We start from the raw sequence: 21,683 nt of genomic DNA on the forward strand, positions 1-21,683 counted from the left end.
GTATCCTTAGTAAGTATTTTTTTAAATGCTATGAAAAGTAAAGAACATGATTTTCATTTAGTGGACCCAAGTCCTTGGCCAATTGCTATATCAGCAGCAATTCTTATTCTTGCACTTGGATTAGTTGGCGCGCTTCATAAACAAATTTTCGGAATGTTTGGTTTAGCTTTAGGCATCTTCGCGGTATCAGGGGTGCTGTTCTACTGGTGGAGAGATGTAATAAGGGAGGCCATTTATGATAAATGTCATACTACCATTGTAAAACATGGACTCAAATTTGCAATGTACTTATTTATTCTCTCGGAGGTCGTATTTTTTATAGTGTTCTTTTGTTCATTCTTTAAAGCCTGGCTTGATCCAGTTTTTTTATTTGAGGCGTTTTCTCCTGCAAAAAAAGTTGAATGGCCCCCTGAGGGAATTTTGCCACCTGATCCGTGGTCACTACCATTCATGAATACATTAATATTATTGCTTTCTGGTACAACAATTACTTGGGCAAATCACTCTTTACTTGAAAATGATAAAAAGAGCATGATTAAAATGCTGTCCATAACTATATTGCTTGGGGTTTTTTTTATAATAGTGCAAGCAATAGAGTATCATGAAGCGAGTTTTTCTCTACAAGAAACAGGAGAAAAGCTTATTTATACATCCAATTTTTATATGATTACCGGTTTTCACTGCGCACACGTTATAATAGGAATAATATTTTTATCAGTGTGTTTATTTAGAGCACGGAAAGGCCAATTTACACTTCAGGACCATTTGTGCTTTGAGTTTGCCTCCTGGTATTGGCACTTTGTAGATGTAGTCTGGATATTTTTATTTTTATTTATTTATTGGTTAAGCGTTTATTAAGTGGTTAAAATAATAGGTCTAGATCCAGGGATAAGCAAGACTGGTTGGGCCATTATCAGCCTGAACGAGAAAAATAATATTGAATTTTTGGGCGGCGGTACCATATCAACTGATGGTAAATTGGGTACAGGTGAACGCTTACATATAATTTTTGAACAATTAAAGAAAGTAATATTTCAATATTCTCCGAATGAAGCTGCAGTAGAAAAAATTTTTGTTAATAAAAATCCTAAATCTTCACTAACTTTAGGATATGCAAGAGGGGTTGTAATTTTAGCGTTAAAAATAACAAAGCTAACTATGAATGAATATGATGCAAACTATGTAAAAAAAAGCATTACCGGAAATGGCCATGCTGATAAGGATCAGATTATATTTATGGTGAAGCAAATAGTTAAAAATTTGAGTATAAAATGTCACCATGCTGCTGATGCTCTTGCTGTAGCAATTTGTCATGCTTATACGAAAGGTTCTTGTTTTGTTGAGTAACTTTTATATGAGATTCAGTTTGAAGATTTCCAGATCTGAAAAAACTATTTGATTGTATTTATCTTGTCTAACGTTCGTTGCAAAATAATACATGCGGAGATTTTATCATCTATTTTTTTCGATTTTGTGATTGATATTCCAGTGATTTTTAGTGTATGAGTTGCGATAGATGTTGAGAAGCTTTCGTCTTGTAAGTATATATTTACTTTATATTTTTTTATTATTTTATTTGCGAATTGGATTATGGTTTTACACCATTTAGTTTCTTGCTCGTCCATTTTGAATGGTAGTCCTATTACCATTGATCCAGCTTCATTTTCTTTAAATATTCTATGCAGATAACCTAAATCTTTGTTCATATTTTTCCTATAATATACACTATGAGCTGTGGCTATAAGCTGTGTTTTATCGCTAAATGCTATGCCTAGTTGCTTTTCTCCCATGTCAAGGCACATTATGCGCTTATCTTTTGGAATAGACTTTAGGAACTCATCTGGATTTCTATGTAGCATCTATTAGACTTCCTTTAAAGTGACCTTACCCAGAAAAAGTAGAGAGAAAGTTAAGAAAATTTTTTACAAAAAGAATAATGAATCAAATTGCTCAGGAATGCAATAATTAATAGCAGAATGCTTATGCTGTTTATACACAGCTTCTAATTTAAACTCAACTGTATATTCTCTTCTTTTTGTTATTACTACTCCTTTTGAAAAAACATTTTTATTATAAAAAAACGCCTTTTCTTTCTCTTCACTTTTTCTCCTATGATTGTTGTCCAATAAAAAATTCAAATTTTGTGAAATCTTTAAAAACCCAGTCATTTTTAAGAGTATAGAAAATAGTTGTAAGAAATTTCCTGGCAGTAGCAATAATAGCCTTAGTAGAACCACGCTTTTTTTTTACATAAGCTGTTCAGATAAGCGTATAGCAACCCAAGTACACTGCACTAAAGAATATCACGTTTGTTCCGATCGTGCACTGTTGATTAGATTTGTGGCACAATTCCAAAATATGCAGTAAGTTTCTCAGGCCTATGAAAATCATTAATGTCTCCAATTGTTGCAATAAAAATAGCTGCAGAAATTGGGCCAATTCCTTTTATGCTGATAAGGTTCAGGAAGCTGTTCGGCAAAAGCTATAATTTCCTTCTCAAGTTTTTTAAGACTTTCCCGAATAGCTTCCAAATGATAGCTAATTACTTCAATTTCAACCTTTTCTAAAGGATCCCAAGTATACTTTCCAATAGCACCCACCTTAGTTGTAAGTGCTTCCTTTTTAATTTTTATCCCATGGTAATTAAAAAGACCATGCATTTTATTGATTAAAGATACCCGTAACTGGTCTCTTGTTTGAAGAAGAGAAGCTAACTGCTTGCATTGTTTGCTTTGCTTCAGGCAACATACCTTTGCTTAGAAAAAAAGCAATAGCTCGCGCATCGTGCTTGTCCGTTTTGTTCACAGAGCGACGAACAACTTCAAACTGTCCAGGAGACCACGCTCTTAACATAAGGTGACACTGCGTCATAAAAAAAACAGCTATTGCCTGTTAGCTATTTCATCTGTTTCTTGAAGATTTCTGATAAAATTATTTAAGTCTTTTAAGCGAAACGTTTGAATATACTCCGATTTTCCTTCTTGCAAGTAACAAACAGTAAAACTATTGGTATAATGCCTATGTGACGCATATTTTTCCTCCAATTGCACATTTCAATATATCAGAGTACTGGTTGGTCCAAACTCCTATACGAGGTCATCACATTTTGTGAGCCTCACCGGTGGCAGAATCTGAGTAACGAGGTCTTCTTTCATATACTTTATACAAGAACACTCAGAAAAAGTGCCAACCTGCCACCTATCCACTCTGAGAAGTGATTATCTTCTCTTGCTTCCAACCAAGCAATACCTAATTCATACCTTCTGGGTAAGGTCAATTGTTTCTTAAACCTCTCCCCTAAACGGATACACTGTAGAAGGAGAGTGTGCGCCGTGGTACGCATTAAGAAATACTTAGCGGAGCTAAGCGGGGTTCAGAATAAATGGCCTCGAGGTGAACAACTAACTTTAACCCGAAAGGGAAGGAGGACAAGAGCATGTATGTAAAGCGAGAGTTATCTGAAGATGTATAAGATAACGGCTTGCAACACCTGATCAATATGGTTAAAGCTAAACTGCTTGAATTCTAATCTTCAGGGGTGGGACTTCACATCCATGGGTATCGCATTTAAAACCCCATGTCTACGGTAAGCACAGATTAAACTTTCGTTTGTGTGACATTCTGGCTGTAGAACGATAAGTAGTGAACTTATTTAAGAGGATGAATGGAAAACCTAAGTTGATCTAGAACAGTTCTTAGTGACGGAACATGGGATGACCTAAGGAACGCGAGTTCTATGGTTACGGAGTCATCGTAGTAGTCGTGAAAGTAACGAATCACCGGGGAGTGTGGGAAAGCCACATACAGGGCAAAGGGTGACAGATAATTGAATGTTGAAATTGGGAGGTACGCAAGATGCGGAAAGCTGAAACAATACTTAACATTATACGTGAACGTGGACAAAGAAATTTGCCGGTTAAAAACGTATATCGCCTACTTTATCAGAGTGATCTTTACCTTCGAGCGTATGGCAAACTTTGTCGTAATAAAGGTGCTATGACAGAAGGTGTGACAACTGAAACAGTTGATGGTATGTCTTTGGAGAAAATCGATAAAATCATAGAGGATTTACGCTATGAGCGATATCGGTGGACACCAGTAAAACGTATCTATATTTTAAAGAAGAGTGGTAAACGCAGGCCGTTAGGGTTGCCAACATGGTCAAATAAGTTACTTCAAGAAGTAATCCGATTAATATTGGAAGCCTACTATGAGCCTAAATTTAGTGAATGTTCACATGGATTTCGACCAAAGCGTGGATGCCACACTGCATTAAGAGCAGTAATGCAAAAAGGCAGAGGTACAAAATGGTTTATAGAGGGAGATCTCAGTGCATGTTATGACTCAATTGATCATACTATGTTGTTGAAAATACTGAGTGAAAGCTTCCAAGATAACCGTTTTATTCAGCTAATCAATCGACTGCTAAAAGCAGGATATATGGAAAATTGGAAGTACAATAAGAGTCATAGTGGGGTACCACAAGGTTCTATTATTGGTCCAATTCTGAGTAACATATTACTCGATCGGTTAGATAAACATGTGGAGCATATACTAATACCAGCAAATAACCGAGGTAAGCGAAGAAGGACAAATCCAAAATATTTAAGGTTAACCATGCAAGTATCGATGATGAGAAAACAAGGGAACTGGGATCAAGCAAAACAACTGCGTCAATTAGTGCAGGGTATGCCATCTAAGGATTCTTGCGATCTAAATTATCGACGTCTTTGGTATGTTAGGTATGCTGATGATTTTCTGGTAGGGTTTGCAGGACCAAAGAATGAAGCTGAACAAATTAAGAATGAGATTGCTGGGTTTCTCAATGAGGAGCTCAAACTTATGCTTAATGAAGATAAAACGTTTATTACACATGCGTGTGATAGCAAAGCCAATTTTTTGGGTTATGAAATACATGTTTTGCATGCAGATGACAAACATGATCATCGGACACAACGATGTATTAACGGTAGTATTGGGTTACGTGTACCACATCATATAAAGCAGAAAAAGTGTTCTGAATATATGCGTTGTGGTAAACCGATACATTTACCTCAACGTACAATTGATACAGCTTACAGTATTGTTGCTCAGTATCAAACTGAATATCGAGGAATTGTACAATACTATAAAATGGCCTACAACCTTCACACACTAAGTTATCTGAAATATGTGATGGAAGTATCATTAGTAAAGACTTTAGCATCTAAATACAAAACAACTTGCAGGAAAATTTATAGAAAATTTGGTGCGACGATTGAAAACGATGAAGGTGAAAAACGAAAAGTCATCCAAATCAGAGTAGATCGTTTACCATCAAAGATACCATTAATTACACACTTTGGTGCTGTGTCGCTAAAATGGAATAAATGGGTAAGCATAAGTGATAACCTTATACCAATATGGAATAAGCGTAGTGAAATAGAGCAAAGACTATTGGCACAAACTTGTGAATTATGTAAATCACAAGAGCAGATTGAAGTACATCACGTACGTAAACTTGCTGATTTGCTAGGTAAACGTAATACTGAACTACCGGAATGGAAAAAGAGAATGATTGAACGACAGAGGAAAACTCTTGTTGTTTGTCATGAATGCCATAAGAAAATCCAATATGGAAAATATGATGGTGACTCCTTAAAACGTTAGATTATTGGAGAGCCACGTGATACGGAAACGATCATGCGTGGTTCGGAGAGGGGTTGTTGGAAAAGTACTTAACAAGTAACTCGCTGGCTGCCCACTCTACTTCTTCTCCCCAGAAAGCTACACATTAAACCTAAAGTGCATTATATCACCATCTTGTACGATATAATCTCTGCCTTCAAAGCGAATTTTTCCTGCGTCTTTACAAGCCGGTTCACTTCCATACTTTATGTAGTCTGCAAAGCTTATAGTTTCTGCTTTTATGAAGCCTTTCTCAAAATCAGTGTGGATTGCACCTGCAGCTTTGTCAGCTGTTGATCCTATTTTTACTGGCCATGCCCGTGCTTCTTTGGGGCCCACAGTAAAGAAAGTTATCATACTCAGCACTTCATACATAATACGCGCTACTCCATCAAGGCCTGATTCTTGTAAGCCAAATTCTGATAAAAAACTCTGTTTTTCCTCTTCACTATCAAGATTTGCAATATCTGCTTCAAGTTTTGCTGAAATGCAATAAAATTTGCTTTTATTTTCCTCCGCCATTCTCTCTACCTTTTTAGATAATTCATTGCCAGTTATAACATTTGTATCTTCAACATTGCAAACGTACATAACGGGCTTTGTTGTGAGCAATTGAAGCGACTTCATCTCATCTCCATCGATATTCTCCAAGCTTCTTGCAGGTTTACCTAATTTTAAAGTAGCTAATACCTCTTGCATTAATTCAAGTTGTCTCTTTAGCTCTTTATCACCTTGCTTTGCTTTCTTTTCCAATTGAGGAAGCCTTTTTTCTATGCTATCAATATCAGCTAGGATTAATTCCATTTCTACCACTTCAGCATCTGATATTGGATCTATTTTACTGTGTACGTGGCTAATATCGTCATCCGTAAAGCACCTGAGCAGATGAACGATGGCATCAACTTCTCTGATATGGCTTAAAAATTTATTGCCGAGCCCTTCACCTTTGCTCGCACCCTTTACCAGACCTGCAATATCTACAACTTCTAATTGGTTGTAGATTACCTTCTCTGAACCGGCAATTGCTGCGATTTGTTTCAAGCGCTGATCTTTTATCGAAATCTTGCCTATATTTGGCTCGATTGTGCAGAAAGGATAATTTGCAGCTTCGGCTGCACTTGACTCTGTAAGAGCATTAAATAAGGTTGATTTTCCTATGTTTGGTAACCCAACTATACCACAGTTAAAGCTCATATTTGCTATTTAAAGCCATAATTATTGCATAATTTAAGAATTTTTGCTATACTTAATTAGTTACAATTTTGTTGGTATAGTAATATATATTAAATTGAGGTAAAACCATGACTACAGCTCAGAAGCAGAAGCTACTAAGTGATTTTTACAATGTTGAAAGTGAAGTAACTTCTTTAAATAGTAATTCTTACCCTGACAATTTTTATGTAGGGCAAGCAATTGGTAATGGAAGCTGCTTTTTTGACTCGTTCAGACAAAGTCTAGAACAACAGACAGGAGAGCAAGTTACTGTCGAAAAATTAAGAAATGATTGTAGGGAATTTGCGCAAAAGAATCCGCCAGAATGGTTTATAGATGCAATTGCCAATAGTTATGATAACAATGGCCAGCGCCGTAATGAGACTGTAAGTGATTATACAGCAAATATCATGAACAACAGTAGATGGGGTGATTCTGACATTGAAGGCAGAATACTTTGTGAAAAGTATGGTGTGAAATTGCATGTTGTAGAGAGTAACCCATTGCGTGCTATTGACATCCAACAAGATCGGTTTTTGCATCAATTAATAGACAATTCAGGTTCAAAAAATGCAGGTGAATACAATAAAGTTGATTATGATGATAGTAGTATTGTGCATGTAATAAACAAAGGCGGATTGCATTTCGAACCGTTGCTTGATAGAAATAAAAGTTTAGCAAAACAATTACAAGAGGAAGCTAAACTTAAACAAGAGCAAGAACAAGAAGATTTCCTATTAGCAAAAAAACTTCAGGTAGACGAGATCTTAGAGTACTGTAACCTTTCAAAGGATATCTCTGAGAGAGCAGAGGTTGAGAAGAGATTTGATGAGTTATTGGCAGAAAATGCTAATGGAAAAATTTATGATGTTGTAGAGCAGTGCGTTAGTGATATAAAGCAGCGCATAGAGCGCTCTGAGAAGCAAAACCCTTCAAATTTACCAAGATGTGGTATGGAGGAACCAAGAATAGAAAAAGCATTTCATCAACAACCACACCTGTAAAATCTTTATAGCCCTATATATTTTTATATGGGGCTTTTTGCAAGCATTTCATATAATATGAACTTGCAGTACGTACTAACCTAAATGCAAGTTGACCATGAAACTAGTTTAATTATTGATGCCATAGAGGAATTTGGTGGTGAGGCTAGGCTTGTCGGCGGGTGTGTGAGAGACTCAATTTTGCAGCGTGATGTCCATGATATTGATCTCGCTACCAATTTGCTTCCTGATCAGGTGATGAAAGCGCTAAAACTCCGTAATATAAAAACTATTCCAACTGGCTTAAAACATGGGACTATAACTGCGGTTCTAAATCAAAGATCTTTTGAGATCACAACACTAAGGCATGATGTGAAATGTGATGGCAGGCATGCAAAAGTAGAATTTACTAATAATTGGCAAGCGGATGCTTCAAGGCGCGACTTTACATTTAACGCTCTATATGCAGATAAGCATGGCCATATATATGATTACTTTGGTGGTATCGAGGATTTAAAGGCGCGAAGGTTAAACTTTATAGGCAACGCTGAAGATAGAATTAAAGAAGACTATCTACGTATTTTAAGAGCATTTCGTTTTCATGCAAAAATATGTGTCGGAGATTTGAGTGATGAAATACTAAGCGTATGCAAAAAGCATTCGCATATGATCCAAAACCTCTCTGGAGAGAGAATAAGAGATGAAATACTTAAATTGCTGGAATGCAATGATCCTTTTCCAACACTTAAGAGCATGCAAGAATCTGATGTGTTACAAAAAATTATTCCAAAAGAAGTCAAATGCGAAATTCTGTCTTCGTCACTTCTTTTGGGCACTGATGCACTAGTAAAATTAGCGTTACTCCTTAGGACCACCAAAAATGACAGGCTAAGTCTTGGAGAATATGTAAGCAAATTTTTACGTCTTTCGAACAAGCAAAAGAAAAAGCTGCTATTTTTACTATCCAACGATATCAAAACAGAACTCTCAGAAAAAGAGCAAAAAAAATACATATCTTTATTTGGTAGAGAATTATATTGTGATTTAGCAAAAATTTGTGGTGTTGAGTCTGGAGAAAATGTTGATAAATACATTTCATTTGCTAACACATTCAATATTCCAAAATTTCCTTTATCTGGCGATGATTTAATAAGTATAGGTCACCAGCCAGGAAAAAGTTTAGGTAGGAGCTTGGAGTTGCTAAAACAACATTGGGAAGACAGCTCCTACACTTTAACAAAAGAGGAGCTGGTGCTTTATGTTAAGAGCCTACTCTAACTTGCTTTCCGACTGTTCAATGAATGTATGCTTACAGTATTAGTGTGACTCATCGAGGAATTAGGTGTGTATTCTTTTTTAGCTTTTTCTGTTAATTGGTATTCGTTTACTCCTCCTTGAGTTTGATTACACATTCCCTGATCTGTAGATAAAAATTTATCTCTTATGCTTGATGTCAGTTGTAACTCTTGAATCTTATCTAAAAAAAATCTCATTCTAGCTTCTACTAGCTCTTTCACAACAATTTCTTTAAGTAATTCTACTGAGTCGTTATTATTATTATTCTTGCTATTAAAGCTGTGCAAGATAGAGTCTACAATCTTATTTACCCCTTCTTGTTTGTTAAATTCTAATTTTTTTACGCATTTTCTAACAGAAGGTGACAACTTGGCTTTTAACGTGCCATCTCGTAGTTCTTTACCTACATTTTCTCCAATGTTACAATGTTTGTTGACAACTTCTTTAACCTTGGCTTCTATGATCTCCCTTGCGGATTGTTTTAAATTACTTTCTAATAATTTAAGTAATTCTTTACTTTCAAATTTTCCACTATTTTTATTTGATAGAGATTTTATGGTTTCATCAAGCACGTTATGGCAAAAGTGCTTTTCTTTAAATTCAGGAAAACCTTTTTTTAACTCCTCGTTTTTCCTAGATAAAAAGTTATTGAGATTCTTATCCCCAAAAAGCTTATTGGGCAAGTTCCGCAATTTTGAAAGGGTTGATCTACTAGAGCTAGTAGTTGATTTTCCAGTAGATACTGTGCTTACCAAACTCACTGCATCTGGCTTGTGAGCTTTTGTTTGTTCTTGTGATTTTTTAGTTTTTTCATCAATATCTTCTAATCTTTTATCAACATCCTTTAACTTTTCTTCCAACTTTTGTTGTTCTTGATTATTTAACAGTAGTTGTTGCTTTAACTGTTCTTCCACAATTGACAAATTTCCCTTTAAGCTATCTATTTCAGTTAACTGATCCCTTTTTTCTTCCTGTAGTCTCTTAATATCAGCTTCCAATTGGCTTTCTACTTGCTTCTGTTCCTTTTTTAGCTGCTCAATCAACTTCTCTTGTTCTGCAAGCTTTTCTTGTAACGCTTCATCTGATTCTTTCTTTAATTCTGCCTTTAGTCTTTCTATTTCTTCAGCTTTATTCCCTTCTAAGATCTGCTTTTCTTCTTCAGTAGCATTTAGCTGACTGACTAAAATTTTTAATTTATCTTCTAAGTCAACTTCTTTTCCCTGTAGTCGTTGCTCTCGATTATTTATTAATAGCTCTTTTTCTAACATTCCTATCACATCCAAAAAAACTTTCTTTAAGCTATCATCTATTCCAGCTAACTCCCATTCTTTACTTCCTTCTAAGATCTGCACCTGTTTTTGTAATTTAGAAACCTCATTTTTTGAGTCTTCTCTCTCTTTTACTGCAGTTCTTAATTGACTATTTAAATCTTTCAATTTATCTTCTAAATCAATCTTTTCTTTCTCTAATTGTTGCTTAGATTCCTGAGTGCTTTTCAATTGTATTCTCAATTCCTCCATTCCAGCTAATTGATCATTCAATCTGTCTATATCTGATTTCTGCCTTCCTATTTCATGATCTAAATTCCCAACTTTGCCTTCTAATTCTGCATTTTTTTCTTGAGCTTGCTTTAATTCACCTGCTAGCTTGCTAATTTCTTCTTCCTTTTCCTGAAATAATACACTAAAAGTACTACCCAGTACAGATTCTGAATTTGTTAAAATATCAATAAATTCTTGTACCTTCTCTTTAAGAACTTCACTTTCCTGAGCAACCAAATTTTGTTCATTAAGAATTCCCTTATATCCATCTTTAATGGTACTTATTAACTGATCATGTGTACTATTTATGCCCTGTGCTCCGAACTTATCCATAAGCTTCTTTAGATCAGCGCCAAGGTGCTCATGTTCTTTTCCAATTTTACCTACCTCCAATAAAATGCTATCTATTTTTTCTACAGTACTATCACTTTCTGACAACACTGTAAAATTCTCTAAATATTCTTCATCTTCTTGAACCTCTCCATTCTCGCTTATTACTTCACTCTGGCTCCCTTTTTCTGCAACTTCAGATTCTAAATCAGCTTCAATATTTTTATCCGTTGTTTCAATGTATTCGGTCTGCATTGTCGTATCTTGAAATGTAGTTTCATCCTTACTTATTACTTCACTTTGACTCCCTTTTTCTGCAATCTCAGGTTCAATTTGAGCACTTTCATCTGTTATTTCAGGATCATCAGTCCGAATTTCATTACTTCCAGTAGCTTTATCGTAATATAGAATATTTTCTGCCCATTTGTTCCATTTCTTTGGTAGTATTCGTCCAATTGTTTTTAAGTACAACCAAGCAAATACAGTAGACCAGCTGTATTTTTTTTCCTTTCGTTTAACATTAATTTTATAATTAACTGTATTATTAATATTTAGCATAAAATTACCTTATTTTTTAACTTTAATTTACAGAAAATTTTAACAGTAATAAAGTTATATATATTAGTATAAATGTTAAATAAATACTAACGCAGGCGTCAAATTATGGTAAAGTCTTTGCCCGCCTAATACACTTTAAGCAGAAATACACATGTCTGTAAGTACAGCATTTGCTTTTCCTATCGCTCTTGCTAACATTTCCTGTTCATTGTTCTGATTTTTCACATTGATTACCTGAGCAGCCAAGTTTGCAGGAAAAGTGACCAGACTGACTTCCCATAATTCCACTTGTTTTAACACTCTAGCTCCGCTTTTATGATCAACATCATACTCTATAGGTATATAGCCGATGGAAAGTCCGTTAATTGCTCCAGTTTTGAGCATCAAATACACTTCTTCTGCTTTCTGAATACCCAAAAGTAAATGTGCAATTATATATAGACCAACATCATTCTCATAAATATCTATGATACTACCTATAGGTTCACCTGGATTGTGCTGCCAAAGGAGTTTTATTTTATTTCTGTTTAAATTTTCCTTAAATGCCCCAGGTAAGATCAGGTCATTTTGTTTATCAACTATATTAAAAACGCTAGCATAACCAGAAAATACACCGTTTTCTCCTATACTTTTTATTGACAATGGTGAATAGAAAAATTTCTTATTCATAAAGCCTCCTGTAGGTTATAGTATTGGGAATTTTGTTTGTATAATGCACTGCAATGTCAAATCTATTATATGCAGTTCTCTAAAAAGGGGAAGTATTTTTTTTAAGTAACAAAATAGCAAGGTTTTATGACTTGCTATTTTGTATACAGAAGGGTAGGGGAGAGCTATCTGTTCTGTCCTTGCATATTTGGTTGTTCAGTTGCAACATCTTCCAAATTTGTAGAGACAGGAGCAAGCGCCCTTCTCACCAAAGCCGTTGACAATGCAGCACCAATTCCTGCTCCGGCTGCAGCTATCAGACCAGATCTTAATGATTCTTGAAATCCCACATTTATTCCAATTGCTCTTCTAGTTATGCTGAAACCTAAAATTACCATGCCTCCTGCTAAAGCTGCTGATAATCCAGCCATTGGTTCACTTATTGAGTGTACTAACCTTTGTGCTATTTCTCTTGATGTTGTAATATCCATGGAGTCTGAGTATCTCAGTTGCCGTGATAATACAAGGTATGGTATGGACAGCAATCCTCCAAGTGTTGCCGTAACAATGTTACCTACTTCTGATTCTCCCAGACGAGTTTCTGGGTATGTCATTACAGCGGATATTGCAAGTACTCCACGACATATATCTATTCCTGACCATTGTCCTAAAATTCTATTTCGTCTTTCTTCTTGCATAGATGCTATAAGTTCTGCCCTAGACTCCATAATTTCTCTAAACAACATCGTAGCTTGTTCCTGTTGTGAAACCTCACGTACTCGCCCTAACTCTTGTGAAGTTTTCCCTCCGATACTTTTTACAGCATCTTCTAAGTCTAACAACGATCTGTTATTTAACCTTACACCATTTTGACTATCACAAGAGACAATGCAGTCTAAAATTGTCATTCTCAGATTATCATTAATTTCTATATCATCATTAATATGATCTCTTAATTCATCGATAATCTTAAATGCTCGATCTTGCATATTTCTCACTTCTTCTTCACTAGCTTCTGCAACTATGAGATAAATTATTCCAAGCAAATCTTGTTGTAAGTTTTTTAATTTTTCTAAGTCCATAATAATTACCATTAATATTTAAATATTTAGTTAAATAATATGGTACTATAGTTATCTAATCAAGATAAATAATTAATATATTAAGGAATAAAATGCCAATTAGCATCAAAATAATATCCTTTGCTTAGCCACAAAATACAAAAATAGCGGAACACCCAGTGTCACAACACTGGGATAACGATAAAGGAGAAAGTAGGAAAGAGCTATATATTCTGTCCTTGCATATTTGGTTGTTCAGTGGCAACATTTTCCAAATTTGCAGGAACAACAGAACGATTAGCAAACGCTCTTCTAATAAAAGCCAATGACAATGCAGCACCAATTCCAGCTCCAGTCGCAGCTATAAGACTAGATCTTAATGATTCTCCAAATTCCATATTTGTTCCAGCTCTGCTTGTAAGTAATATTGTCATGCCTGCTCCTAAAGCTGCTGATAATCCAGCCATCGGTTCACTCATTGGGCGTATTATCTCTTGTGTTACTTTTCTTGATGTAATATGCCCTCCGCGTACAAATATTGATGCCAGTGCCGCTGGTAACATAACCGTTATTGGCATGGATAACAATCCTCCAAGTGTTGCCCCAATAATTTCACCTACTTCTGATTCTCCAAGATTAGCTCCTAAGAATGTTACACCGAATATTCCAATTGAGTTGATAATCCTTAAATTTCTCTCTTCTCTTTCTCTCATGTGCACCTGATATTGTGCTACAATTTCCGCTAATCCAAGATTATTCATTTGCCGTGGAATCTCACGTACTTGCCCTAACTCTTGTGAAGTTTTCCCTCCGATACTTTTTACAGCATCTTCTAAGTCTAACAAAGATCTGTTATTTAACCTTACACCATCGTGAATATCACAAAAGGCAATCCAGTCTAAAGTTGGCATTCTCAGATTATCATTCATTCCTATATTATCATTAATATGATCTCTTAATTCATCGATAATCTTAAATGCTCGATCTTGCATACTTCTTACTTCTTCTTCACTACTTTCTGCAGTTATGAGAAGAATTATTTCAAGCAACTCTTGTTGTAAGTTTTCTAAATCCATAATAATTACCATTAATATTTAAATATTTAGTTAAATAATATGGTACTATAGTTATCTAATCAAGATAAATAATTAATATATTAAGGAATAAAATGCCAATTAGCAGTCAAAAGAATAGAATGAAATATCAAGCGATATCCTCTATAATTAAATTTTTTGAATGAAGAGATGACGATTCGTGTAGGAATTAATGGTCTGGGTAGAATAGGAAGAAGTGTTCTGCGCGCTATCCATGAAGTGGAAAAATATAGCAAGCAGATAGAAGTTGTAGCAGTGAACGGATCGCTCGGTGCTGAGCAGCATGCACATTTGATTAAATATGATTCTGTTCATGGCAAATTCAGTGGTGATATTGATTTTAATGAGTCTCAAAATTGGCTATCTATAAACGGCAGAAAATTTTCTTTATATAGAGAACGGAGCCCTGAAAATATTCCTTGGAATGTTGATGTAATACTTGAATGTACTGGTGCATTTAACAAGCGTGAAGAAGCAATAAGGCACAATGCAGAGAAAGTAATTGTCTCTGCTCCAGTTCCGGATGCTGATGTCACTATAGTTTACGGTGTGAATAACGATATGCTCGAAAAAGAGCATAAAGTGATATCAGCAGGTTCTTGCACTACAAATTGCCTGGCTCTAATTGTGCAGGTTCTACACTCCAATCTAGGTATAAAAAGCGGTTTTATGACTACTATACATGCCTACACGAATGATCAAAATGTTCTTGATGGTAATCATAAAGATTTGCGCAGGGCAAGGGCTTGCGGACTATCTATGGTGCCAACTACAACCGGGGCAGCAAAAACAATCGGTTCTGTAATTCCTGAATTAAAGGGAAAGCTAGATGGCACTGCCGTCAGAGTTCCAGTTAGCAATGTTTCTATGGTTGATTTTACATTTACGACTGATAAGAAAGCGACCGTTAAAGAAATAAATGAAATGTTTAAGGATGCAGCAAGCAATGTGCTTTCTGTATGTGCGGAACCTTTAGTTTCAATAGACTTTGTGCATAACCCTTATAGTGCAATTGTGGATTCAACTGGTACATATGTTACAGGCAACATCTGTAGAATTGCAGCGTGGTATGACAATGAGTGGGCTTTTTCGCTGAGAATGTTAGACATAGCATTATTGAGCCATAGTAAAGTATGAATGAAAACTCGAACAAATATGCCTCTTTTTATGAGCACTTTGCGGAACTCAGAAAAAGAGTTATCTTTTGCTTTCTATTTTTTTGCGTTGCTTTTGGTTTTTGTTACTACTTTAAGGAAAATATATACCGTTTTTTACTTGCACCTTTAATAGAAGCAACAAAAGGTAGCGAAGGTTTTTCTTTAATTTACACAGACTTAACAGAGGCATTTTTTGTGTATCTCCAAGTTGCAATAATGAGCGCACTTTTGTTTTCTTTTCCTGTGTTTGCATGGCAATTTTATATGTTCTTAGCACCTGGGTTATATAAAAGTGAAAGGGCAGTGTTGTTGCCATACTTAATTGCAACACCGGTTTTATTTGTAACGGGAGCTACTGTAGTCTATTACTATATATTTCCTTTAGCCTGGAAGTTTTTCATCACTTTTGAACATAGTGGGAAATCTTTCGGTATACCAATAGAGTTTATGCCATCAGTTAGCGAATATTTAGACCTCGTTCTCCAATTTATGTTTGCATTTGGCACTGCATTTCAAATTCCAGTAATACTCACATTGATGGTGAGAGTAGGGTTACTCACTACACAAAGTTTGTCAAATAAACGCAGAATTGCAATAGTGGTAATTTTTATTATTGCTGCAATCTTAACTCCACCTGATGTATTAAGCCAAGTAGGGCTTGCAATACCAATGCTGATTCTATATGAATTGTCCATTCTGATATGTAGGTATATTGAGAAGAAGGCAAAGGATTGAATATAGATAGAGTGCTTAAAAAAACAAGAATATTAGTTGTTGAAAAAAAAGATGAATACCTGAGCGCCTTTTCTTGTTTGAGTGTATGTGATATGTGATGCCACTCCGGTTGATTTTTTTGTTAAAATATGGAATAATTAAGCTTAAGTTTTTATGTTAGGTAAGTATATGGTAAATCAAAGATTACAGAGAGTATACGAGCAGTTAAGGGAAATAATAGAGCAAGGCGAAGGCGAGAGTGTTAATGACCTTTTAAAGGGAAGATCAAGAGATGATTTTTTGACGATTTTTACTTGTGCAAATATACGTAAAAAGTGCCAAGATGGTGTGGAATATGCTGTACCGCCGCTTAGCTATGCTCTAGATTTTGCTGTACCGCCGCTTAGCTATCGTCTAGATTTTAATGAGAGGGAAGAAATAACTGAAGAGGTCTTACTTATAGTTAAAGAGCAAGGTATATTAAAAAAAGTTCTTACTTCTGCAAATATACGTAAAAAGTGCCCAGATGGTGTGGAGTATGATATAACACCGCTTGGCTATACTCTAGATTCTAATAATTGGAAAGAAAAAGCTGGAGTTCTTTTAGGTGCAGCTAAAGAGGAAGGTATATTAAAAAAAGTTCTTACTTCTGCAAATATATGTAAAAAGTATCCAGATAGTACGAAATATATGAAATATATAATACCGTTTACTTATGCTCTAGATTTTAATGATTGGAAAGAAAAAGCTGGAGTTCTTTTAGGTGCAGCTAAAAAGGAAGGTATATTAAAAGAGGTTCTTATTTGTGCAAATACGTATGCAACACCGATTGTCTATGCTCTAGGTTTTAATGATGGGGGAGAAAGAACTAAAGCTATTTTAGATGCAGCTAAAGAGGAAGGTATATTAAAAGAAGTTCTTACTAGCATGGTAGAAAGTGATTATGAAAGATTAAAACGTTCTTTATGGGTAACTGAAAATCATGATTCTCTAAACGAAATTTATAAAATTGAGAAGAGTATGGCAATTGATATAGCAATGAAAGTTGGTGGTGCTTCTAGTATTATAGCTGGATTAATAGCTTTCGGTGGATGTTTTGCTGCTGGTGTTCAATTACCAATATTGGCTTTAGTTGGTATAGCTGTAGCTGCTGCGCTGGCAGTCGGGATTGTTGCTGGTGGCATTACATATGCAGTATTAAAACCTAGTAATAAACTAGATGGACCAGACCTCAAACAAAGTAGCGAGTGTTGCTCAGACAGTATCATAGTTTACGCGTTATGAGTACTTTTAAGATCTATAATAAATATGATCTCTAAATACTAATATATAATACTTAAAGAGATACTTTAACACTTCTTCTTAAGTGCTAATCTGGAGGTTCAACAAGTTGCTGTTTGAAAGGTTGGGAAATAGTTTTATTAGTATCGAAAATTACATAATATATATTATGGAAAGGCTGGATCCCAGTGTCGGAGCACTGGGATGACACCGTCTGTTGCGCAAATTACCTGCTAATTGCAATGTTCGTACAGCTGTGGATTCATTCGCGGTATAGATTCCGCTAACTAGTAGCGGAATGACGAATTTGTCGTTTTTCAAATTGTCGGTAAATCTAAGTCAGTTTAGCTATATAAAACATAGTATAAAAAGAGCTATTTCAGCAAAGTTTCAAACAAATAAAGTTCATTAGCCTCACAATTGGCACTTTACAAGTTAACGAATTATTATAACTTCTACCAAGATAATAATATAGTAAGGTTTGGTAGTGAGGTATCAAAATAGGAAAATACATCAACGCATGGTCTTATAAGAAGACTGACCATCACGATTGTGCAAACGATGGTACTTGTGGGCAATCTATAACGGATTTTAGGATTGGTAATTCTGACATTTCTTTCTACGATAACTATGGAAGAACGATCGCACAGATACCTAAGTTGCCTAACGGAAACTCTATTACATACTATAATAATTTATATAAAACTGCACAATCAAGAAACTTTGATGAGAATACAAAATACGCAGGATTACAAGATGTGCTGCCTAATCAATTCAACTATAGGTGTAAAGATCTAGATTTCACCATAAATTTTGATAGCCTATCACAACGCGAGCAAGATCAAGTAAAAATGGATATCCAAAGTGCTTATGATGCATATAAAGCAAAGTTTTGTATTGATAGACCAGGAGCTGTACAGATCTATATTTTTAATAATAAAGATGATTATAGGAAATATGGTGCTCTAATTCCGAGATTTGCTGGACATCAGAGTATGATTGATAATTCTGGGGGAATGGCATCTGAAGAAAGCCTGATGTGCTATAAAAATGCTTATATGGATAATGTTTTAGCCCATGAATTGGGTCACGTATTTCAATTCAAGTTTTCCCCAACAAAAGTAAGGGAATTGGACCAGGTAAATAGTCAGCTGATGGCAAATGCAATTGGGCTTGAGGTAGAAGAAAAAAATTATAAAGCTATTTGCAAGCAGATGGGTGTAGATGAATATAACGACCGTGGATGGATGTTTCAATTTAAATATAAAGGAACCAATTATGATATACAACACAATGGTTATCTTTCAGCAGAAGAAGAAAAACTTCAATTTATCAAAGACATTAAGAACTCTCATGAATCGCTCATTAATGAAGGGCAATTAAGTCAGAATACAACTGTAGTAATTTCTATTGATGAAAATAAGGAGATAAGTCAAATGTATTTTCATAATCCAGACAAGAATATGTCCGACTGGTTAGATAAGATACTTATAAGCAGAAGTAAACCTGAACAAGATGTGGATGAAGTAGATCATACAGAAGGAAAAGAACCCGAAGAGGATACTCAGCAACCCAGTAACTTCTTATCCAATATTTTTTCAGCAATTAAATCCATTATTGATTCTATCTCGTCATTCTTTTCATGGTTATTTGGGTCTAAAGAGGAAGAACAATCTGATGACAATCTTTCTTTGCTTAACTTATCAGAAGAACAATCCGATGACAATCTTTCTTTGCTTAAACCTGATGTGGATAAGTTAGGTCACGATGTTAGAGATCACTTATCAGATCATTATCACTCACCTGATGAGTTCATGTAGTGTAACTATTTTATAGCCACTCCCCTCCCCTTTTTAGTTGTTCAGCAAATATAGAGAGGCTAAAGGGAGTGGTATTACTTAGATAAAAAACCAGGCAGATCATTCTGAAATTCTTGCATTTTCTGTCTATAACTAACCCAAGAAAGGTTTCCCGCGATTCATTCGCGGTATCTCAGCCGCTAACAAGTAGCGGGATGACAGCAATTCTACGTCATACCGTCACGGTATCTCTAGATCCCGCTAACAAGCAGCGGGATGACGGTTGTCAGCTTCCCCTGTCATCCCAGTAGCTCCTTCGGTGTCATTCCAGTGCTTGACACTGGAATCCAGCTTTTTCATAATCATCAAAACGTTGTACTTTAGCATAAAACGGCTACTTTTATGCTTACCAACTTAATAAAATTCCTGGATCCCAGTGTCTGGGCACTGGGATGACAAAAAAAGGAGCACTGGGATGACACCATTTGTTGTGTTTAACAAAGTTCGTACTTAGCTTCATGTTAGCTATAAACGTTAAGAAATTTACCAAATGAAAAAAAAGGCAAAAGAAGCCCCGTGGTTATTATCCGCTTTAAAATATTGGCGTTTTTTATGTTTTAAACGCTTGACAAGCGAGATTCAGCTGCTTTTAATTGCAACTAACCTACGCTGCAAATGTTTAAGAAATTTACTAAGCAGAAAAAAAGACAAAGAATCCCCGAGTTAGCTAGTCTTTTACTATCTCTGTCGAGTATTGGCATTTTTTGATGTCTTGTAACGCTTTATAAGCGCGTTCAGCTTATTTAGATAAAAATCTAGATGTAGATGAAGTTTTGTAAAGACATACAGTATCTATATACTGCAAAAAATTGAACATAAGACGCCGATACATTAAGTAATCCTTACCTTTTAATCTGCAGATTGGCGAAAGCAAATACAATAGCTTCAGTTTCATGATAAGGGCGCTGGCGGAGTTTGTCAAGGAAGTTTTTCGTTTCTGTGAGCCACCTGCTAACCGACAGCTAACATTAACTACCAATATCATATCTGAAGAAACCCCCTGGCCATTCTAAAAAATTTAATGCTGAGTACACCTTACTTTTGGCTTCCTCTATAGTGCTCCCTTCTGCTACTATATTTAGCACTCTTCCGCCATCTGAAACCCAATTACCACTCTCATCTAATTTAGTACCAGCATGAAACACCAATATACCAGGAATGCTTTCAATTTTATCTAATCCCTTAATTACTTCTCCCTTTTGATAATCACCCGGATAGCCTTTACTTGCAACAACTACACAAATTGTAGATTTGTTATTAAGCTCCACCATTTTGACATTTAACTTTCCTTCTGCAGCTGACAACATCAATTTTAACAAATCGCAATTTGAATCAAATCTAGGTAATTTTGAATCAAATCTAGGTAATATAGATTGCGTTTCTGGATCACCGAATCTAACGTTATACTCGAGAAGTTTTGGGCCATCTCTGCAAATCATTAAACCAGCAAAGAGTACTCCCTTATAAGGCGTACCCATGTTAACCAATGCTTGAGCTGTAGGGTATATTATTTTTTGGATAATTTTTTGCTCCATGTCCTTACTTATAATTGAAGGTGATGAGTACGATCCCATGCCTCCAGTATTTTGGCTTTCATTACTTTCATCAACTCTCTTATAATCTTTTGCACACCCAAGAGTTACTACTTTCAACCCATCAACAAGAGCAAAAAAACTTACTTCTTCTCCAATTAAAAACTCTTCTATGATTATTTCTTCACCTGATTCACCAAATTTTTTCTCCACTAGCATTGAATCTATTGCTGAAAAAGCTTCGTTTTCTGCGCAACATATCATCACGCCTTTCCCTGCCGCAATTCCATTTGCTTTCACTACAAGTGGAAACTTTATTTTATTGCTACGTACAAAATCTTTAGCTAATCCTTCATCAACAAAACACTCATACTTGGCAGTTGGTATGCCATATCGCTTGCATAGTCCCTTGGTGAAAGACTTTGATCCCTCAAGCTTTGCAGCTGCTTGACTCGGAGCAAAAACATTTATTCCCTCTGCAACTAAATCATCAGCAAGCCCATCAATTATTGGTTGTTCTGGACCAATAACAACCAACTCTATATTTTCTCTCTTGCAAAATTGTGTAACATCCACTGAATTTTGAATATTTACATCCACAAGAACTCCCAAATCTTCCATGGCCGGGCGACCAGGAGTTACATATAACTCAGTCAAGATAGGAGATTTTTTTAGAGCCCAAAGTAGAGCGTGCTCACGTCCACCAGAACCTATAACCAGAACCTTCATCTTTATTTCCTCGCTTTTCTA

The 21,683-nt window shown here is 35.5% G+C and carries 18 protein-coding genes and 1 pseudogene; 9 read left to right on the forward strand and 10 right to left on the reverse strand.

Annotated features, from left to right (window positions below):
• The first annotated feature begins 30 nt into the window (after nucleotides 1-30).
• A complete protein-coding gene (locus ABWU69_RS04010; protein ID WP_265025485.1) occupies nucleotides 31-858 on the forward strand; it encodes a cytochrome c oxidase subunit 3 in 828 nt (275 codons plus the stop codon).
• Nucleotides 859-1,347 carry a crossover junction endodeoxyribonuclease RuvC gene (gene ruvC / locus ABWU69_RS04015; protein WP_253309367.1) on the forward strand — a complete coding sequence of 163 codons (489 nt, stop codon included), beginning with the start codon at nucleotides 859-861 and terminating at the stop codon, nucleotides 1,345-1,347.
• Nucleotides 1,348-1,391: 44 nt separating this feature from the next.
• Here the strand turns inward: ruvC and ruvX are convergent, their stop codons facing one another.
• The 3 genes and pseudogenes from ruvX to ABWU69_RS04030 all read right to left on the reverse strand — a co-directional run bounded on the left by ruvX (nucleotide 1,392) and on the right by ABWU69_RS04030 (nucleotide 3,044).
• Nucleotides 1,392-1,859 (reverse strand): Holliday junction resolvase RuvX, encoded by a 468-nt coding sequence (ruvX, locus tag ABWU69_RS04020; RefSeq protein ID WP_265034323.1) that lies wholly within the window; start codon nucleotides 1,857-1,859, stop codon nucleotides 1,392-1,394.
• A 63-nt stretch (nucleotides 1,860-1,922) separates the two neighbouring features.
• The gene (locus ABWU69_RS04025) at nucleotides 1,923-2,126 is read right to left on the reverse strand and encodes a hypothetical protein (protein ID WP_353284981.1); all 204 of its coding nucleotides are present in this window, start codon (nucleotides 2,124-2,126) and stop codon (nucleotides 1,923-1,925) included.
• Nucleotides 2,110-3,044, reverse strand: a pseudogene (locus tag ABWU69_RS04030) (transposase). The gene ABWU69_RS04025 and the pseudogene ABWU69_RS04030 overlap by 17 nt, the downstream one beginning before the upstream one ends.
• An 811-nt stretch (nucleotides 3,045-3,855) precedes the next feature.
• Here ABWU69_RS04030 and ABWU69_RS04035 point away from each other — a divergent pair.
• Nucleotides 3,856-5,649 carry a reverse transcriptase/maturase family protein gene (locus ABWU69_RS04035; protein WP_265034303.1) on the forward strand — a complete coding sequence of 598 codons (1,794 nt, stop codon included), beginning with the start codon at nucleotides 3,856-3,858 and terminating at the stop codon, nucleotides 5,647-5,649.
• A 117-nt stretch (nucleotides 5,650-5,766) separates the two neighbouring features.
• Here the strand turns inward: ABWU69_RS04035 and ychF are convergent, their stop codons facing one another.
• Complete coding sequence (ychF, locus tag ABWU69_RS04040) at nucleotides 5,767-6,861, reverse strand: redox-regulated ATPase YchF (RefSeq protein ID WP_265034325.1); 1,095 nt, start codon at nucleotides 6,859-6,861, stop codon at nucleotides 5,767-5,769.
• Between the two features lie 107 nt (nucleotides 6,862-6,968).
• On the opposite strand from ychF, the gene ABWU69_RS04045 reads away from it, so the two are divergent.
• Together ABWU69_RS04045 and ABWU69_RS04050 are read left to right on the forward strand one after the other, a co-directional pair.
• Complete coding sequence (locus ABWU69_RS04045) at nucleotides 6,969-7,883, forward strand: hypothetical protein (RefSeq protein ID WP_265034326.1); 915 nt, start codon at nucleotides 6,969-6,971, stop codon at nucleotides 7,881-7,883.
• A gap of 84 nt (nucleotides 7,884-7,967) precedes the next feature.
• Nucleotides 7,968-9,140, forward strand: coding sequence for a CCA tRNA nucleotidyltransferase (locus tag ABWU69_RS04050; RefSeq protein WP_265034327.1), 1,173 nt, complete (start codon nucleotides 7,968-7,970; stop codon nucleotides 9,138-9,140).
• Here the strand turns inward: ABWU69_RS04050 and ABWU69_RS04055 are convergent.
• The 4 genes from ABWU69_RS04055 to ABWU69_RS04070 form a co-directional block, all read right to left on the reverse strand.
• Nucleotides 9,137-11,587: a hypothetical protein gene (locus tag ABWU69_RS04055; protein ID WP_353284982.1), complete on the reverse strand. Its 2,451-nt coding sequence runs from the start codon at nucleotides 11,585-11,587 to the stop codon at nucleotides 9,137-9,139. The two genes, ABWU69_RS04050 and ABWU69_RS04055, sit on opposite strands and share 4 nt — an antisense overlap.
• Nucleotides 11,588-11,722: 135 nt before the next feature.
• Complete coding sequence (locus ABWU69_RS04060) at nucleotides 11,723-12,256, reverse strand: HK97 family phage prohead protease (RefSeq protein ID WP_353284983.1); 534 nt, start codon at nucleotides 12,254-12,256, stop codon at nucleotides 11,723-11,725.
• Nucleotides 12,257-12,420: 164 nt separating this feature from the next.
• On the reverse strand, nucleotides 12,421-13,317 hold the full coding sequence (locus ABWU69_RS04065; protein WP_353284984.1) for a hypothetical protein: 897 nt from the start codon (nucleotides 13,315-13,317) through the stop codon (nucleotides 12,421-12,423).
• A gap of 203 nt (nucleotides 13,318-13,520) precedes the next feature.
• A complete protein-coding gene (locus ABWU69_RS04070; protein ID WP_353284985.1) occupies nucleotides 13,521-14,372 on the reverse strand; it encodes a hypothetical protein in 852 nt (283 codons plus the stop codon).
• Between the two features lie 168 nt (nucleotides 14,373-14,540).
• Between ABWU69_RS04070 and gap the strand changes: the two genes are divergently transcribed.
• From gap to ABWU69_RS04085, 3 genes are all read left to right on the forward strand, one after another.
• Nucleotides 14,541-15,527 carry a type I glyceraldehyde-3-phosphate dehydrogenase gene (gap, locus tag ABWU69_RS04075; RefSeq protein ID WP_353284986.1) on the forward strand — a complete coding sequence of 329 codons (987 nt, stop codon included), beginning with the start codon at nucleotides 14,541-14,543 and terminating at the stop codon, nucleotides 15,525-15,527.
• Complete coding sequence (gene tatC, locus ABWU69_RS04080; protein WP_265025473.1) at nucleotides 15,524-16,282, forward strand: twin-arginine translocase subunit TatC; 759 nt, start codon at nucleotides 15,524-15,526, stop codon at nucleotides 16,280-16,282. The genes gap and tatC overlap by 4 nt, the downstream gene beginning before the upstream one ends.
• 153 nt (nucleotides 16,283-16,435) lie before the next feature.
• Nucleotides 16,436-17,545 (forward strand): hypothetical protein, encoded by a 1,110-nt coding sequence (locus ABWU69_RS04085; RefSeq protein WP_353284987.1) that lies wholly within the window; start codon nucleotides 16,436-16,438, stop codon nucleotides 17,543-17,545.
• A 150-nt stretch (nucleotides 17,546-17,695) separates the two neighbouring features.
• On the opposite strand, the gene ABWU69_RS04090 is transcribed toward ABWU69_RS04085, so the two are convergent.
• The gene (locus ABWU69_RS04090; protein WP_353284988.1) at nucleotides 17,696-17,863 is read right to left on the reverse strand and encodes a hypothetical protein; all 168 of its coding nucleotides are present in this window, start codon (nucleotides 17,861-17,863) and stop codon (nucleotides 17,696-17,698) included.
• Between the two features lie 338 nt (nucleotides 17,864-18,201).
• Between ABWU69_RS04090 and ABWU69_RS04095 the strand changes: the two genes are divergently transcribed.
• Entirely contained in the window at nucleotides 18,202-19,362 is a 1,161-nt protein-coding gene (locus ABWU69_RS04095) for a hypothetical protein (protein ID WP_353284989.1), read from the forward strand.
• Nucleotides 19,363-20,369: 1,007 nt separating this feature from the next.
• Here the strand turns inward: ABWU69_RS04095 and purD are convergent.
• Entirely contained in the window at nucleotides 20,370-21,662 is a 1,293-nt protein-coding gene (purD, locus tag ABWU69_RS04100; protein WP_353284990.1) for a phosphoribosylamine--glycine ligase, read from the reverse strand.
• Nucleotides 21,663-21,683 lie beyond the last annotated feature (21 nt).

Source organism: Wolbachia endosymbiont (group A) of Beris morrisii (assembly GCF_964028185.1).
Classification (GTDB): Bacteria; Pseudomonadota; Alphaproteobacteria; order Rickettsiales; family Anaplasmataceae; genus Wolbachia.